This window comes from Parasphingopyxis sp. CP4 (assembly GCF_013378055.1).
Classification (GTDB): Bacteria; Pseudomonadota; Alphaproteobacteria; order Sphingomonadales; family Sphingomonadaceae; genus Parasphingopyxis.
In genome coordinates this window covers 644,365-659,943 of sequence record NZ_CP051130.1, presented here as the reverse complement: position 1 = coordinate 659,943, position 15,579 = coordinate 644,365, and the positions used below count along the sequence as shown (strand labels likewise).

Below are 15,579 nucleotides of genomic sequence, written 5' to 3'. Positions count from 1 at the left end.
TCTTTCCTATGCGAAAGCGAGAGTGTTGAGTTGGAGAATTGGCAGCAGGATCGCGAGCACGATCAGGGTCACAATAGCACCCATGACAATGATGATGGCGGGTTCGAGCAGTGACAGCATCGCTGAAGTGAACGCATCGAATTCGCGTTCAAGATAATCGGCTGCCCGTTCGAGCATAATATCGAGCTGACCCGATGCTTCACCGCTCGACGCCATGTAGACGAGCAGCGGTGGAAAGATGTCCGTCTTGCGGAGCGCCGCCGAGAGGCTTCCGCCCTGACGGACGGATTCGGCTATTTCCTCCGAGGCTTCTCGCAGTGCCGCATTGCGGACCGTCTTGGCTGTCAGCGACAATCCTTCCAGAACCGGCAAACGGCTGCCGATCATTGTTGCCAATGTGCGCGCCATTCGTGCGGCGTGGAGATCGCGAACCAACCGACCGATGAGCGGGAAACGTAAAACCCGTCGATCAAAGCGCAGTCGAAAGTCGGGATTCTTCATCGCGCGCCAAAGGCCAAAACCCGCCAGCCCAATGACCAGCGCCAACGCCCACCACCAATTGGCGAGGAAATTGGATAGTCCGATCACGATCCGCGTCAGCAGCGGCAGATCCTGGCCAACGGAATCAAATTGCTCGACCACCTGTGGGACGACGAAAATCATCAGCGCGAAAACGACGATGATAGCGACAATCGTCAACATGATCGGATAGGCCAGTGCTGTGAGAACTTTCCCGCGGACCTCAGCCTGACGTTCCTGTAAATCGGCGAGACGCGCGAGAATGTTCGGCAATGCTCCCGATCCCTCACCGGCGGCAATCATCGCGCGATAGAGAGGTGGAAAGCTATTGCGCTCGCGTTCCATTGCGCGCGCCAGCCGCTGCCCTTCGACGACACCGCTATGGACGGATTCCAGCACGCGGCGGACGCGCGGCTTCTCGGCTTGCATCGCGATTGTTCGCAATGCTTCTTCGAGCGGGCTGACATCGGCCAGCGTCGAAAGCTGCCGGGTGAAAAGCGTTAGCTCCTTAGCCGTAAGATTTTTGCGAAGCTCAATCGAGCGACTGAGCAACGGGGCCGTATCATTGGCCGCCTTGGACGCACCGCCCGATCCCGGCGCAATCCGCACAACATATAATCTGCGTGCATCGAGCCGTTCACGCGCTGCATCCAGCGTCTCTCCATCGATCGTACCGCGTTTTTCGCGGCCCGCAGTATCGAGGGCGAGATAATCGAAGCTAGGCATCGATCGACTCAGGCTCATCCATGCGTGAAACCCGAACCGCTTCCTCGGCAGTCGTCACACCATCGCGGACAAGTTTGCGGGCCGCAGCGCCCAGATTGGATGCGTGAAGGAAAGAGTGGCGCGCAATTTGCGATTCATCGCCACCGGCATTGATCATCGCCCGAATATCGTCATCGATCCGAATGATCTCGAAGACGCCGATCCGGCCCTTATAGCCGCTATGGCCGCACTCATCGCAGCCGCGCGCTTCGTAGATTGGTGTTCCTGGGTCGAAACCGAGCAATGCAGCCGCGGCTCTGCTGGCCTGGACCTTTTCACGACAATGCACGCAGAGTTTCCTCACAAGGCGCTGGGCCACCACCGCGCGCAAGGTCGATGCGAGCAGGAAGGGTTCGATCTGCATGTCGCGCATCCGCGTGATCGCGCCGACCGCGTCATTGGTGTGTACCGTCGACAGCACCAAATGGCCCGTCAGCGATGCCTGAACCGCGATCTGGGCAGTTTCTTGATCGCGAATTTCGCCGACCATGACAACTTCGGGATCCTGTCGCAGGATCGCCCGTAGGCCTGTTGCGAAGTCGAGCCCAACCTTCGGGTTCACCTGTGTCTGGCTGACGCCTTCAATTGCATATTCCACCGGGTCTTCGACGGTGAGGATGTTGCGCGAGCCGTCATTGAGTAATCTGAGGCCGCCATAAAGCGTCGTCGTCTTGCCGGATCCGGTTGGGCCGGTGACGAGGATGATTCCATTGGGCTCTGTGATGGCATCGCGAAAAATCTGGTCCGCATATTCGGGCATGCCGAGCTCTTCCATACCGATCCCGGCATTCTCCTTGTCGAGGATGCGCAAGACAACGCGCTCACCGCCGCTGCACGGCAAGGTCGATACGCGCACATCGAGCATCTTCCCGCCAAGTGTCAGCGCGATGCGACCATCCTGCGGGATGCGACGCTCGGCAATGTCGAGCCGGGCCATGACCTTGATCCGGCTCACAACGGTCGATGCGACATGCGGCGGCATCCGGAGCGTTTCCTGCAACACGCCGTCCATGCGCATGCGGATAACAAGGCCGGTGTCATAGGGTTCGATATGAATGTCCGACACGCCCTGCCTCGCGGCGTCAGCGATGATGCCATTGATAAGGCGGATCGCCGGCGCATCGTCAGCGCTGTCGAGCAAATCTTCTGCGGTCGGAATATCGCCGGCGAGCATGTCCAGATCGCCAATCCCGCTGGCAGCATCGGCTGCTGCCTGGCCATCAACGGCATAGCGTTCGGATAGAATCGCATCGAACTGTTCGGCCGGAACGAGCTCGACATCAAATGGTCTGTTCAGGAACCGTCGCACCTCGAGCAACGCGCCAGGGTCCTCCCCTTCGCGCAAGGCAACCTTGTAGCGATCCCCCCCCTCTTCACTGGCGCCGATGATTGCCACGCCAAATTTGCGGGCAAAGCCATAGGGAATGTTGATTTCCAGGCCAGTGACCGGCGGCGCATCGTCCGAGCCGAGGGAAACGACCGGCTGGTCTACCGTGCCGCCTTCTTCAATCTCGTTTCCACGCCGCACCGTCGTCATGGCTGGGGTTCCTCCGTTTCCGGCTCAGCGACTGGCCGGACAGTGGCGCTACTGGTGCTCACCTGTGGAATGATGATCTCGGGATCGACAGGTGGCGGATTCAGCGGCGGGCGCCCCGGCGGGGTTACGCCGAGATACTGCCGGACCAACGTATCGATGCCCGGTTCGCTATCCGGATCCGCCATGAACTGGCGCGCCCGGATATAGCCATAGCGGCGTTCCATCACGGCACGGCGATCTTCGGCACTGCTCAGGATGGTCGGGCGGATAAAGACCATCAAATTGGTCTTGGTGCGGGTTCGCGAGCGCGAGCGAAACAATTGGCCGATAATCGGGATATCGCCAAGGATCGGAATACGCTGGATCGTCCGCCGTTCATTATCGTCGAGCAGGCCGCCCAGCGCGATAATCTCGCCGTCATTGACGGTAACGGTGGTCTCAATCTCGCGCTTGTTGATGATCAGCTCGTTGAAATCATCGGACACCGGGCCAGCGATGGAACTGACTTCCTGCCGGATATCGAGGCGGATTGCGCCGCCCGCATTGATCTGCGGCCGAACCTCGAGCTCAATGCCGACATTCTCGCGCTGGATCGTGCGGAACGCATTGTCGAAATTGCTCGACAAGGCTTCGCCCGTCGAGATCGGAATTTCCTGGCCGACCAATATGCTGGCTTCTTGATTGTCGAGCGTCGTTATCGACGGTGTCGACAGGATGTTGGAGTCTGTGTCCTCCTGGACGGCATTCAGGATCGCGCCAAAGATCAGGTCGGAGCCGAGCTCAGAAGCAAAGCCAAGGAAACCGCCCCGCGCGCCAAGCACTGCCCGGGCCGCATTCTCCCGCAACAAATCGCTGACCGAACTGTTTTCGCTGGTGGTCACGACATTGCCATTGATCACCGTCGTCGTCTGATCGAGCTCATTGGCGAGCACACCGCCGGCAAGGTCCAAAATTCGCGGCTGCACATTGGAATAGTTGGTGACAGCAAAGGGCACATCCTCGCCGCCAAACAGGAATTGCACGCCAAGCTCTCGCGCGGCCGCATCGGAAATCTCTACAATGATCGCTTCGACGAGCACCTGGTCCCGACGCGTATCAAGCTGGCGAACCAACTCGCCCAGTGTCCGCTGCATTTCTGGCGGCGCTGAAATGATGATCGCGTTCGCCCCTTCATACCCTGTCACGATCACGCGCTGACCGGGGCGCCCGCCAGCAGCCGCGCCCGTTCCCGCAGCGGAAGCACCCTCGCCCGCGTTGGGCGCTGCTCCACCGCTGGACGTCGCCGCAGAAACGGCCCCTGTTTGTCCGGTCACCCGTTCAAGGACGGGAAGGATCTGCCCGGCATCGGCAAATTCGAGGAAGATGACGCGAATTTCGGTGCCACTTGCGGCGCGGGCATCCAGCTCACGGGCCAGCGCAGCCATGCGCGCCACAGTCGACGGATCACCGCGGAGCACGAGAGAGTTGGAACTGTCCACGGGGACAATCGATGCTGGAGATGGCCCCTCGCCGCTCGCCACCAGCCCCTGCAGCGAGGCGGCTATCTCACGCGCGCCGGCATTGTTGAGCGCGACAATCTCGCTGGCACTGGAATCGATATCGATCCGCGAGATCAGTTCCCGCATGCGGCGCACATTGTCGGCAAAGTCAGCAATGACCAGTGAGTTACCCGCCGAGTTCGCGGTGATCGAACCTTCCTGGCTGATCAGTGGCCGCAGCGTTTCCACGGCCGAAGATGACGGAATATTCCGCAACCGAAAAATCTCGGTAACAAACGCATTGTTGCCAGCACGCTGTGTTCCCACAGCGCCGGGCTGACCCGCTGCGCTCGCGGTCGATTGGATGCGCAGCGCACCACCGGCAGTTGGAACGGCAACCAGGCCATTTGCCCGCAAGGTCGACAGGAACACTTCGAAATATTCGGATTGGGACAAGGGTCGATCAGTAACGACCGTGACCGTCCCGCTGACCGCTGGGTCAATTACAAAAGTTCGTCCGGTGACCCGGGACGCGTCCTGGATAAAGGCGCGGACATCGGCATTGCGCAGGTTGAGCACATGCTGCGCGCTTACCGGTGCAACCGGCATTGCCAGCATTGCAGCCATGGCAAAAATTGCTGTTATCTTTTTCATTCACCTACCCTTGCGCGAAACGAAATGGTTTCGCCATTGCGTTCCACCTGCACAAACCTGTCTCCAGTCCCAAGGTTATTAGCAAAGCTCACCGCCTGGCCCATATCCTGCACCCGTTCGCCATTAATCGAAACAATCACATCACCAGGTTCAAATCCTGCCGCTCGCAATGCATCGGCACTCTCTCCGCTGGGCTGAAGTACGATGCCCGTCAGACGATTGCCTTCACGTCGCGGGGAGATCTGCGTGCCGGCCGCGAGGGCGCTTGGTGTGATGCGCTGGGCTGTTGGCCGATTAATCCGCTGCGACACTGTTGATCGTGTTGGCGGGCTCGCTGCACTGGGAGCTGTGGCCTGAGGCGTTGGCGAGGCAGTGGATCCCGACTGGTCCAGGAAAATTTGTTCGCTGCTGCCGTTGCGCGAGATCGAAACGAAATCAAAATCGACCGCCTCCAAAGTCACGCCAGGAACTATCTCATCGCCTACCGAGAAACTGTCCTGCTCCCCGTTTGGCAGGGCAATAATGGCAGATCCGCGGCCGCTCGCCTCGTCCATACGAATACCAAACAGCCTGAGATCCAGATCCGTGACCACAACGCGCGCATTTCCTTCCAACCGGAAGAAGGGATCAAATGTCTCAAGCAATGCCATATCTGGCGCGGATAGCGTGGGGACCCCGGCATCACCGCGCCAATCACCGACGGGCCCAACCGGAGTCGCGATCGCCCAAACAAGACGCGCGCATTGCACGGCCAGCACAGAGATCAAGACGATCTCCAGCACGGTAAACCAGCGAGTTTGCGGCAGCCGCCTCAGCATGCGCTGAATACGGGTGTCGAGTGAAAGGCTCATATAAATCCCCGAAACACGCGCGCTAGGCGTTGTGTGTTACACAGCGATGACGGGTTTTATGACATTTCCGGGACTCAAGCGACTCACAATCCCGGTAAAATTCCGCCCAATGCATCTCTCGCCAGCCATAGCGGCCATGCGACGAGCGCCAGAAATGCGCCGAACGGCAGGCGATCAGCCCCACTGATTGCACGCCCCCGCACGGCAAAGATCAGCACCGCAATCAAACCGGACGTGCTGGCGAGTAAAAGAATCAACGGCAGCATTTCCCAACCGAGCCAAGCGCCAATCGCCGCCATCAATTTCGAATCACCACCACCCAAACCATTGCGGCCCCGCAGTGCGCGATAGAGCAGATTGATAATCGTGAGCAGAAGATAACCTGCAGCTGCCCCGATCGCTGCACTCAATGGTGAGGGTGCGCCGAACATCCATGCCGCACCCAGCCCGACCAGAATCAGCGGCAAAGTCACTCGGTCCGGAAGCCAGAAATGTCGGATGTCGAGGACCGCCAGCAGCAGCAGCGCCCAACCCAATATAGCGCCCGCCACCCCATGGAGATTCGGCTGGATGCTAATTGCCAATGCGCCAACTAGCGCAGCGGCGATTTCAGTAAGCGGGTGGATCTGATCGATGACAGCGCGGCAATTCCGGCAGCGACCGCGGTTCGCGAAATATCCAATCAACGGAATGAGATCGAAAACCCCGAGAGTCTGATCGCAGCTGTCGCAGCGCGATCGGCCAGCGCTGGCTGATTCACCCTGAGGCCAGCGAATGGCGAGAGTCGCCAGGAAGCTTCCGATTATCGCGCCCAGAACTGCGCCAGCCGCAATCCGCCAGATCAACGGTACGGCGGCCAACCCGTCTGCGAATTCTCCCACCCCTATTGTCGCAAGGACGCAGAAAGGCGCGTGCTAGCAGTCCTATTCATCAACGCGTTCATCATCGCTCACACCATAAAGGTGGCTGGTTTCGACAAAGCCGGTCCGCCCGCGCACATCGAACTCGCACCAACCCCGACGGCAGCTGCTGATCCGACCGACAACGCCGGGTTCTGCGCGATAGCGAATGCGCGCATCCGGTCGCGGCGATTCCCGCAGCGGGCGGATATCGCCAACAATCATTCCCGTGCGATCGGCGGAGAGCAGATTCACAAGCATCCAGCCCTGCGTCCCTTCCGGATCTTCGATCTTGCGCCAATTCTCATAGACTTCGACCACCTGCACCGGGAGGCCTGCACGCTGATACAGCCAGCTGATCGGGAAATTGCGGCCCGGTCCCGTCCGCATCCGCGCTTGCCCGGCCGATATCGAGGCCCAATAGGGTGTCTCTCGGCTCTGCGCTTCGACACTGTTGGGAAGCGACAGGGCAAAGACCGCCAGCGCCACAATCGCCAATCGCATAATAGTATGCATTTCTTCCCACCGTCCCCCGTTTTGATGGCCGCTCTGCACCTCTAAGCAAAGCGTTGCCCTCGCTTCAAGCCGTGATGCGCTTGACGCGATGCCATGCAGGCGGCAATCCACAGCCCGATGTCGCAATCCGAACGCCCGAAAACGATCGTAACGCGGACGCTCCCGTCCCAAGTGGAAGCGCGCATGGCGGAGCTATTCGATGTCGAGTTCAACGGCAACGATGTGCCGATGTCCGTCGACCAGCTCAAGGACGCCGTTGCGCGGGCCGAGGTTTTTGTGCCGACGGTTACCGACACAATTGATGCCGAGCTGCTCAATAGCGCTGGACCGCAGCTCAAGCTGATCGCCAATTTCGGCGTCGGCGTCGATCATATCGATCTTGCCGCCGCGCGCGCCAATGACATCATCGTCACCAACACACCCGGCGTGCTCACCGAAGATACAGCTGACATGGTCATGGCGCTGATCATTTCCGTACCGCGCCGTCTGGCCGAGGGTGAAAAGCTCGTCCGTGCGGGGGACTGGCAAGGTTGGGGGCCGACCGGCATGCTTGGCCATCGGGTCAATGGCAAACGGTTGGGAATCATTGGCATGGGTCGGATTGGCCAGGCCGTCGCCCGCCGTGCGAGCGGATTTGGTATTCAGGTCGATTATCATAACCGCCATCGTCTGCCGGAAGCCGTTGAGCAGACGCTCCAGGCAACTTGGCGGGACAATCTCGACGATATGCTCGCTGATATCGATATCCTGTCGATCAACTGCCCGTACACCGCTGAAACGCATCATCTGTTGAATGAGAAACGGCTCGGGCTGTTAGGCAGCGATGTCTATGTCATCAATGCCGCACGGGGCGAGATTATCGACGAGGAAGCGCTGACCGAGGCGCTGGAAAAAGGCGCAATCGCAGGGGCCGGCCTCGATGTGTATGAAAATGAACCGCATATTGGCGAGCGATTACTCGCGCTCGAAAATGTGGTGCTGTTGCCGCACCTCGGTTCCGCGACCTTTGAAGGCCGTGAAGCAATGGGCGACAAGGTGATCGCCAATATCCGGATCTGGGCCGATGGCCATCGCCCGCCGGATCAGGTGCTGGAAGGCTGGGCATAATTGATCGGGCTCAACCCGGCGCAAGAATTCTGAGGGGAATAAGAATGCGGAACATCATCCAAGCGGGACTGGCGTTGATCGGCACTGCCACTATTGCCGGCCCCGCAGCGGCCCAGCCCGGATTCCCCGCTCCGATCGTCGTCAATTCGGGAGACACGGCATGGATCCTGACCGCGAGCGCACTTGTGCTGCTGATGACGCTGCCGGGACTAGCGCTTTTTTATGGCGGCCTGGTGCGAACCAAGAACTTCCTATCAGTGGTGATGCAGTGTTTCGGGATCTGCTGCCTCGTCTCCCTGATCTGGGTCACGATTGGCTATAGCCTGGTATTTTCTGGACCAGGAGGCGGCTTTATTGGTGGACTTGAAGTCGCCATGCTGTCCGGACTTGGTGAAGTTTTCCCGGGCACCACCATTCCCGAATCCAGCTTTGCCCTGTTCCAGATGACTTTCGCAATCATCACACCAGCACTCATGGTTGGCGCTTGGGTCGAACGGGCGCGTTTTGGCTGGGTAATGGTCTTTTCGGCGCTGTGGTTGTTGTTCGTCTACATCCCGGTCGCCCATTGGATCTGGGGTGGAGGCTGGCTGGCCGAACTCGGTGCACTCGACTTTGCCGGTGGTATCGTAGTCCATACGACGGCCGGTGTTTCGGCGCTCGTCATCGCTCTGCTGCTCGGTCGCCGCGAAGGATTTCCGAAAAAGCTTATCCCTCCGCATGGCGCTGCGCTCACAATGGCGGGCGCGGCCCTGCTCTGGGTGGGCTGGTTCGGTTTCAATGGCGGTTCTGGCCTGGTGGCCAATTTTGCCGCAGGTTCGGCAATCATCAATACCCATATCGCCGCCAGCACGGCCGCGTTGACCTGGGCATTGATCGAGAAGCTCCGGTTCGGAAAATCAACTGGCATCGGCGTTGCTACCGGCGTGATTGCGGGCCTGGCGACGATTACGCCAGCCGCCAACCTGGTCGGCACCGGCGGGGCAATATTGCTCGGCTTCTTGGGCGGCCTGGTCTGCTTTGGCGCGGTCGGACTGATCAAACGCCGCTTTGCGATCGATGATTCGCTCGATGTGTTCGCCGTCCATGGAGTCGGCGGCATGCTCGGTGCAGCACTGCTGGCGATCCTGATGGCGAGCAGCCTGGGCGGTGCCGGTCACCCCGATGGGGTCACCATGACCAGCCAGCTGGTTAGTCAGCTCACTGCAATCGGTGCGGTCGCATTATGGTCAGCGGTTGCCACTGCGGGCATTGCATGGATCGTCGGCATCGTCTTCCCGATGCGCGCGACCAAAGAGCAAGAGCAGGAAGGCCTCGATCTATCCCAGCATGGCGAGAAGGCCTGGGATTGGGAATAGGCTTCAAGCGCTGAAAAAAGCCCGCCAGGCGACGAACGCCAGGGCCGGTAAACCGACAAGATCGACGAGCGCGATGATCCGCAGCGATGCGGGCTGGCCGTTTGCGAGGTAGATGGCGAGAAAGCTGAGCATCGATACCGCAACGGCAACAACCGCCAGCTGGCGCACCGCCGGATCGACGGCTGCCCAGACACAGACCAAAAGTATCACCGCAAACAGCGCCGCACGATGATGGAGCAGCGGAAACACTGGCGATCCGGCGTCCACCCCATAAAGTCGCGAAATGGTCGATGGCACGATGGCGGCCAGGGCCGGCATCAGATGCACCAGTGCGAGAATGATCCAGGCGATGCGTTCAGCCATGCGGGACTCCTTACCGAGCCTGATGGCCTGGCAACAGCCGCATTTCAATTATGTCCGAGGTAAGCGTTTCGCCTTAATCGCCGGTCTGGATACGCTCGACCAGCTGTTTCACCGTCGGAACAAAGCCGTTCGAGTAAAAGGGATCGGTCTTGAAGTTGAAGGCATTATGCCCGGCAAACATCAGATTATGGTCCATCGGGCCGCCATGAACGATGTCCTGCAGCGTTTTTTGAATGCAGAAAGACCGCGGATCGGCAAGCCGGCCGGTGGTGTAGTTGTCCTTGTCCTTCCAGGACGAGAATTGGCACTGGCTGAGGCAACCCATGCAATCGGCCTGATCCTTCCGGATCAAAGCGGCTTCTTCGGCTGTCACGAAAACCAGCGTATTATCGGGGGTTTTGAGCGCCATTGCGAAGCCCAAAGCGTCCCATTCCCGCGCCCGCAACAGATCGCCGCGCGTCACCCAGAAATTCTTGCCCTTCACACCAACATCGAGTTGATATTGGTGATCGCCTGCCGCCTCGAGCGAAAAGGCGATCTGGCGTTCAGACCGTGCCTCAAGATTGCGCAGGAAATCATTACGAACAGCCGAGGAATAGAATCCTGTCGGCGAAAATTTGTGGAGCAGGATATCGCCTTCATCGAGGTGCGTAAGTCGGTCTTTCCAGGTCTGCGGAATGGGGCTTTCCTGGGTCAACAACGGGCGCGTTCCATATTGAAAGGCGATCTGGCCAAGCTCAGGATTATCGATCCAGTGATCCCAATCGCGAAGATACCAGACACCACCCGCCATAATGATCGGCAGATCGTCTGAAATACCCTCGGCGCGCATCGTATCGCGCAGAGCCTTTACCCGCGGATAGGGGTCTTCAGGCTGTAGCGGATCTTCAGCGTTGGACAGGCCATTATGCCCGCCAGCCTTCCACGGATCTTCATAAACCACCGCGCCCAGCCATTCAGCGGCCTTGGAGTAGGCACGCTTCCATAACGCCCTAAATGCCCGGGCAGAGCTGATAATCGGGAGATAATGGACTTCGTAGGAGGCCGCGATCTCAGACAGCTTATAGGGCATGCCTGCGCCGCAGGTTACGCCGGCTACCAAGCCACGCGTTTTTTCGAGAACGCCATGCAGAACATCCTGCGCACCGCCCATTTCCCACAGCACATTGATATTGATTGCACCGCGACCGCTGGCGACTTCAAAGGCGCGCTGGACCTGCGCAACCGCACCGTCGATCGCATATTGGATCAGCTCCTGGTGCCGATCTGCGCGGCGCTTGCCGCGGTAAATCTGCGGAATGATACGGCCCTCCGCATCATAACTATCTGCGTTTACGGCGGAAACCGTGCCGATTCCACCAGCAGCCGCCCAAGCGCCGGAACTCATAAAGTTCGTCGCTGCGACTCCTTTGCCGCCTTCTATCAACGGCAATACTTCGCGGCCGCCATAGTTGATGGCATTCAAACCTTTGAACATACTCACTCCGACCCGGTTCAGGGCGCCATATAGGCATATTTCTTTGCGGATGCGACCTATTTACTCACCGACCAAGGGTTCCGCCCGCTGCATCGCTTCTGTGTAGAGATCCGAATAGGCCGCGATCATATGGGCTTCGTCAAACGCATCTGCCGCTTTGACACGGTTTTCTGCGCCAATCTGCCTGGCCAAGGGGGCATCTTCGATCAGCTTGCGAAGCGGATCCGCCAGATTGGCACTTTTTCCTACGATCAACGCCCGATTGGGGACCGAAACCATAGTGAAGACATCGCCTACATTCGGCGAAACCACCGGCAGACCTGCCGCCATGGCTTCAACCACCGATATCGGGAACTGCTCACTGCGCGACGAGAGCGCGAAAATGTCGAAATGGCCGATATAGCGCCACGGGCGGTCCAGAAAGCCGGGCAGCACTACCCGATCAGCAATTCCGCATTTTTCCGCCTCGGCAGCGATCTTGATTCGATCCGGCCCCTCTCCGGCGATTACGAGCCGGACATTGTCCGGCAACTCTGCCACCGCCCGCACAAGCCGCGTTAAATCCTTCACTTCGCGCAAGCCTGCAACGGTGCCGACAACGATATCGCCAGGATTGCGGGTAAACCCTGGAATTGCGTCCGGCTCTGGCGGATGGCCATAGCGCGACACGGTGATGCCATTGGCAATCTGGTGCAGTCGCTCGCGCGGCTGTTTCCAAATCGCGATCGCAATGTCTCTCAGTCGATCCGACGGCACGACGAGTGCATGAAGCGTTGGAAAAGCCAAACGGCGAAACACGGATCGCCTGCGCTTCAATCGATCGGCTTCATCGGCATTGAAGCCGTCTTCGTGATGGATAATTGGCGGGAGCCGACCCGGTGCCAGGCGATGCGCCATTACGGCATCCATCGATCCCCAATTATAGGTGAGGATCAAATCAAACTGCCGCAGGTATTTCGCCCATGCCCGATAACGGCGCAGACCCGGCTTGCCCTGTAGCGAGGGCGCATGATCGGGATAGTCGACGGAAATAGCCGGGTCGATCGCATCGCGCGCACCCATTTCATCCGGCATTGCGCTGATGATCGAATGCCGCGCAGAATCACCAAACACATTCATCAGCTGCACCGCGCGCGCTTCCTTCCCGCCAAGCGAAAAGGTTGAGTGCAGGTGCAGGATGTTTGCGGGTTCGGTCATGCTGTAGCTCGCCCAAGCAGGCGATCAATTGCCGCTTCGGCCTCGGGTTCGTTGAGCAACGGCGCATGCCCCACATCCGGCACTATCACCACGTCGAGATCGGGGTTTCGGCGCTTCATTTCGCTCGCCGTATCAGTTGACAATAGTTCCGAATGGCCGCCGCGAACCAGCAGGGTCGGCACATCCTTCAGGCCATCATAGGCAGGCCACATATCGAACCCGGCCTCGCCGCCCGGAACGCGGAAAGGTTCGGCTATCCGCATGTCATAATCATAGCCAATGCGTCCGGAGGGCTGCTCCTTGCAGAGGCGCTTGGCCATCGCGAGCCAATCGTCGAGCTCCCAATTGGGGTAGATATCGCCAAAGCCCCCACGAAGCGCTCGTGCCGCATGGAGCCAAGTGGGATAGTTGCCACCCTTGCCCACATAGCCCCGGATCCGGTCTACGCCCGCTTCCTCGATCACCGGGCCGACATCGTTGAGGAGCGCAGCTGCGAGCCGCTCGGGCCGGGTGGCTGCCTGAAGCATCGTAATCAGTCCGCCAAGCGAGGTGCCAAAGGCAATGTACCGCTTGATATCCCGGTCAGTCAGAAAGGCCTCGACATCCTGGACATAAGTGAGCGGTACATAGGTCATCGGATCGGGTGCATAGGCGCTCTCGCCGCGGCCTCGCATTTCCAGGACATAGATGTGCCAATCATCGGCCAGGCGATCGACCACCGGCTCCCAGTCCCGCGCATTGCGGGTCAGGCCATGCATGCAGATAATCGGTGGCCGCGCGCCTGGGCTGCCATATTCGCGATAATGCAACCGCAGGCCATCATTCGACCACCAGACGCCATCGCTATATTCGGCCATGCTTGCCTACTCCCGTTGGTTACCCCCATATCGGGCCATGTCGATTTTCCCGCAAGCTTCAACTTTCCGTCCCGAAACCGCAATCCATGAATTGGGACCCGAGTTTTACGATCCCGTGAGTGCGGCGGACTTCCCCAAGCATATCCTGCGCTTCCGCAATGATCGATGGGCTGAGACGGTCGGACTTGCCGAGCTTAACGACGACCAGTGGATCGCCCATTTCGGTCGCTTCGAGCCGCTAGAAGGGTCACTCCCCTCCCCGCTAGCGCTGCGATATCACGGCCACCAGTTTCGCAGCTACAATCCGGATATCGGCGATGGCCGTGGATTCCTTTTTGCCCAGATGCGCGATCACGAAAACCGATTGATGGATCTGGGTACCAAGGGGTCCGGCCAAACACCCTATAGCCGGTTCGGCGATGGGCGCCTGACGCTCAAGGGCGGGGTCCGCGAAATCCTCGCCACCGAAATGCTCGAAGCATTGGGCGTCGAAACCTCGAAAACCTTCTCGATCGTCGAAACCGGCGAGCCGCTTGAGCGCAATGACGAACCCTCTCCTACCCGATCTGCGGTGATGGTGCGGCTCAGCCATGGCCATATCCGGATCGGTTCATTCCAGCGCCTGGCGACGCTCCGGCAACCAGAAAACATGCAAAAGCTGATCGCCTATTGCCTCAAACACTATTTCGGGGAGGAAGCCAGCGAGGATGGCGCGGAACGGCTGCTCAGCCATGTCGTCGCAGGCGGAGCGCGCCTTGCGGCCTCCTATATGACCGCCGGCTTTGTCCATGGCGTTCTCAACAGCGACAATATCGCGATCACCACCGAAAGCTTCGATTATGGTCCGTGGCGCTTCACGCCCAAATGGGAGCCTGGCTTCACCGCTGCCTATTTCGACGAGACCGGTCTTTATGCCTTTGCCCGCCAGGCCGAGGCGATCCACTGGGATATCGCCCAGCTCGCCGTATCGCTTCGGTTGATCGAAGAAGACGCCGATCCGCTGATCAAGATCATTGAAAGCTTCGGCTCGCTCTATCAGCAAGCTTATATCGGCGAGATGCTCAACCGGCTTGGCGTCCAATCCCGTAGCCGCGATGACGATATCGCCCTGCTGACGGTCGTCGAGAAGGCGCTGCGGGAATCCGACATCAGCATCGACCGGTTCTTTTTCGATTGGCGCGGCGGCCAGCGGCGCGGCTCCTCATCCGCTGATGCCGTTTACGAGCAAGACATTTTCACGCCCGTGGCCGATGCCATGGCAGCTTATGCCGGCAAGCCACCGCAGCACGCCTATTGGACCGATCCCGAACCCTGCTCCATGCATATCGAGGAAGTCGAAGCCTTATGGTCGCATATCGACCAGCGTGATGACTGGGATCCGCTGTATCAAAAGGTCGACGCCATCCGTAGGATGGGCAAAGCGCATCGTGGGATCACCGATTAGCGGCTATCCGCCCTGCACATTTTGCAGCGTCAAGGGTTGCAAGCCGATGGCCAACACCTTCCAGCGATTGGCCTGCCACTGATAGTGGATGTCAAACTGGATCGCGACAGGACGCAATCCGAACACTCCTTGCAGGCGCAAGACATCAGCTGCCACCATCTGCGGCGGCTGCGTGAACTCGGGCGCCAGTAGCAACGTATTGGAAAGATCAATTTGTTGTTCGCGCAGGTAGCGAAATGTCTCGGCGAGTTGCGCTGCACTGTTCTGGATCTGAAAATTGGTTGCACCGGTATCGCGCAGCACGGAATAATTCCCTGAGGTATTGGCATCATGAATGGAGACCATAGTGCCCCATAATATGCGCGATAGCGTCAACGGGTCTGGTGTCGGCAAGGCGACATTCGGGGTTGTGCGGGGGCCTTGCGCCTGACTCGGCACCGCAAGCATCATCATGCTCACCAACAACAGCAAACGCCCGAACATCATCAATCCCCCAATGGATTACGCAACACGGAACCGAGCATAGCGGCTACGCCGCATGATTCCAGAGGTTTGACGCT

At 59.2% G+C, this 15,579-nt stretch carries 14 protein-coding genes; 3 read left to right on the top strand and 11 right to left on the bottom strand.

The features are described from left to right. Window positions 1–6: 6 nt before the first annotated feature. The 6 genes from gspF to HFP51_RS03210 all read right to left on the bottom strand — a co-directional run bounded on the left by gspF (window position 7) and on the right by HFP51_RS03210 (window position 7,219). Window positions 7–1,245, bottom strand: coding sequence for a type II secretion system inner membrane protein GspF (gene gspF / locus HFP51_RS03235; RefSeq protein WP_176874344.1), 1,239 nt, complete (start codon window positions 1,243–1,245; stop codon window positions 7–9). After that, entirely contained in the window at window positions 1,238–2,821 is a 1,584-nt protein-coding gene (locus HFP51_RS03230) for a GspE/PulE family protein (protein WP_176874343.1), read from the bottom strand. The genes gspF and HFP51_RS03230 overlap by 8 nt, the downstream gene beginning before the upstream one ends. After that, window positions 2,818–4,953, bottom strand: a complete 2,136-nt coding sequence (gene gspD, locus HFP51_RS03225; protein ID WP_176874342.1) for a type II secretion system secretin GspD — start codon at window positions 4,951–4,953, stop codon at window positions 2,818–2,820. Before gspD ends, HFP51_RS03230 begins: the two co-directional genes overlap by 4 nt. Next, on the bottom strand, window positions 4,950–5,804 hold the full coding sequence (locus HFP51_RS03220) for a type II secretion system protein N (RefSeq protein ID WP_176874341.1): 855 nt from the start codon (window positions 5,802–5,804) through the stop codon (window positions 4,950–4,952). The genes gspD and HFP51_RS03220 overlap by 4 nt, the downstream gene beginning before the upstream one ends. Before the next feature lie 83 nt (window positions 5,805–5,887). Then, a complete protein-coding gene (locus tag HFP51_RS03215; protein WP_255454807.1) occupies window positions 5,888–6,685 on the bottom strand; it encodes an A24 family peptidase in 798 nt (265 codons plus the stop codon). A gap of 42 nt (window positions 6,686–6,727) precedes the next feature. Further along, complete coding sequence (locus tag HFP51_RS03210; protein ID WP_255454806.1) at window positions 6,728–7,219, bottom strand: SH3 domain-containing protein; 492 nt, start codon at window positions 7,217–7,219, stop codon at window positions 6,728–6,730. Window positions 7,220–7,312: 93 nt separating this feature from the next. Between HFP51_RS03210 and HFP51_RS03205 the strand changes: the two genes are divergently transcribed. Beyond that, complete coding sequence (locus HFP51_RS03205; RefSeq protein ID WP_255454805.1) at window positions 7,313–8,326, top strand: D-glycerate dehydrogenase; 1,014 nt, start codon at window positions 7,313–7,315, stop codon at window positions 8,324–8,326. Between the two features lie 44 nt (window positions 8,327–8,370). Then, window positions 8,371–9,681: an ammonium transporter gene (locus tag HFP51_RS03200; protein ID WP_176874340.1), complete on the top strand. Its 1,311-nt coding sequence runs from the start codon at window positions 8,371–8,373 to the stop codon at window positions 9,679–9,681. Window positions 9,682–9,684: 3 nt separating this feature from the next. On the opposite strand, the gene HFP51_RS03195 is transcribed toward HFP51_RS03200, so the two are convergent. From HFP51_RS03195 to HFP51_RS03180, 4 genes are all read right to left on the bottom strand, one after another. Then, window positions 9,685–10,044, bottom strand: a complete 360-nt coding sequence (locus tag HFP51_RS03195; RefSeq protein WP_176874339.1) for a hypothetical protein — start codon at window positions 10,042–10,044, stop codon at window positions 9,685–9,687. 73 nt (window positions 10,045–10,117) lie between these two features. Further along, window positions 10,118–11,521, bottom strand: a complete 1,404-nt coding sequence (locus HFP51_RS03190) for a nitronate monooxygenase family protein (RefSeq protein WP_176874338.1) — start codon at window positions 11,519–11,521, stop codon at window positions 10,118–10,120. 60 nt (window positions 11,522–11,581) lie between these two features. Then, window positions 11,582–12,718: a glycosyltransferase gene (locus HFP51_RS03185; protein ID WP_176874337.1), complete on the bottom strand. Its 1,137-nt coding sequence runs from the start codon at window positions 12,716–12,718 to the stop codon at window positions 11,582–11,584. Then, the gene (locus HFP51_RS03180) at window positions 12,715–13,575 is read right to left on the bottom strand and encodes an alpha/beta fold hydrolase (RefSeq protein ID WP_176874336.1); all 861 of its coding nucleotides are present in this window, start codon (window positions 13,573–13,575) and stop codon (window positions 12,715–12,717) included. Before HFP51_RS03180 ends, HFP51_RS03185 begins: the two co-directional genes overlap by 4 nt. Before the next feature lie 37 nt (window positions 13,576–13,612). Here HFP51_RS03180 and HFP51_RS03175 point away from each other — a divergent pair, with 37 nt between their 5' ends. After that, window positions 13,613–15,019 carry a protein adenylyltransferase SelO family protein gene (locus HFP51_RS03175; RefSeq protein WP_176874335.1) on the top strand — a complete coding sequence of 469 codons (1,407 nt, stop codon included), beginning with the start codon at window positions 13,613–13,615 and terminating at the stop codon, window positions 15,017–15,019. A 3-nt stretch (window positions 15,020–15,022) separates the two neighbouring features. Here HFP51_RS03175 and HFP51_RS03170 read toward each other — a convergent pair whose 3' ends face one another. Then, window positions 15,023–15,505, bottom strand: coding sequence for a hypothetical protein (locus tag HFP51_RS03170; protein ID WP_176874334.1), 483 nt, complete (start codon window positions 15,503–15,505; stop codon window positions 15,023–15,025). Between the last annotated feature and the right edge of the window lie 74 nt (window positions 15,506–15,579).

Excerpts from the sequence above, each read along its gene's own strand:
- gspF (WP_176874344.1), bottom strand. The coding sequence starts at position 1,245 with ATGCCTAGCTTCGATTATCTCGCCCTCGATACTGCGGGCCGCGAAAAA.
- HFP51_RS03230 (WP_176874343.1), bottom strand. The coding sequence starts at position 2,821 with ATGACGACGGTGCGGCGTGGAAACGAGATTGAAGAAGGCGGCACGGTA.
- gspD (WP_176874342.1), bottom strand. The coding sequence starts at position 4,953 with ATGAAAAAGATAACAGCAATTTTTGCCATGGCTGCAATGCTGGCAATG.
- HFP51_RS03220 (WP_176874341.1), bottom strand. The coding sequence starts at position 5,804 with ATGAGCCTTTCACTCGACACCCGTATTCAGCGCATGCTGAGGCGGCTG.
- HFP51_RS03210 (WP_255454806.1), bottom strand. The coding sequence starts at position 7,219 with ATGCATACTATTATGCGATTGGCGATTGTGGCGCTGGCGGTCTTTGCC.
- HFP51_RS03205 (WP_255454805.1), top strand. The coding sequence starts at position 7,313 with ATGCAGGCGGCAATCCACAGCCCGATGTCGCAATCCGAACGCCCGAAA.
- HFP51_RS03200 (WP_176874340.1), top strand. The coding sequence starts at position 8,371 with ATGCGGAACATCATCCAAGCGGGACTGGCGTTGATCGGCACTGCCACT.
- HFP51_RS03195 (WP_176874339.1), bottom strand. The coding sequence starts at position 10,044 with ATGGCTGAACGCATCGCCTGGATCATTCTCGCACTGGTGCATCTGATG.
- HFP51_RS03190 (WP_176874338.1), bottom strand. The coding sequence starts at position 11,521 with ATGTTCAAAGGTTTGAATGCCATCAACTATGGCGGCCGCGAAGTATTG.
- HFP51_RS03185 (WP_176874337.1), bottom strand. The coding sequence starts at position 12,718 with ATGACCGAACCCGCAAACATCCTGCACCTGCACTCAACCTTTTCGCTT.
- HFP51_RS03180 (WP_176874336.1), bottom strand. The coding sequence starts at position 13,575 with ATGGCCGAATATAGCGATGGCGTCTGGTGGTCGAATGATGGCCTGCGG.
- HFP51_RS03175 (WP_176874335.1), top strand. The coding sequence starts at position 13,613 with ATGTCGATTTTCCCGCAAGCTTCAACTTTCCGTCCCGAAACCGCAATC.
- HFP51_RS03170 (WP_176874334.1), bottom strand. The coding sequence starts at position 15,505 with ATGATGTTCGGGCGTTTGCTGTTGTTGGTGAGCATGATGATGCTTGCG.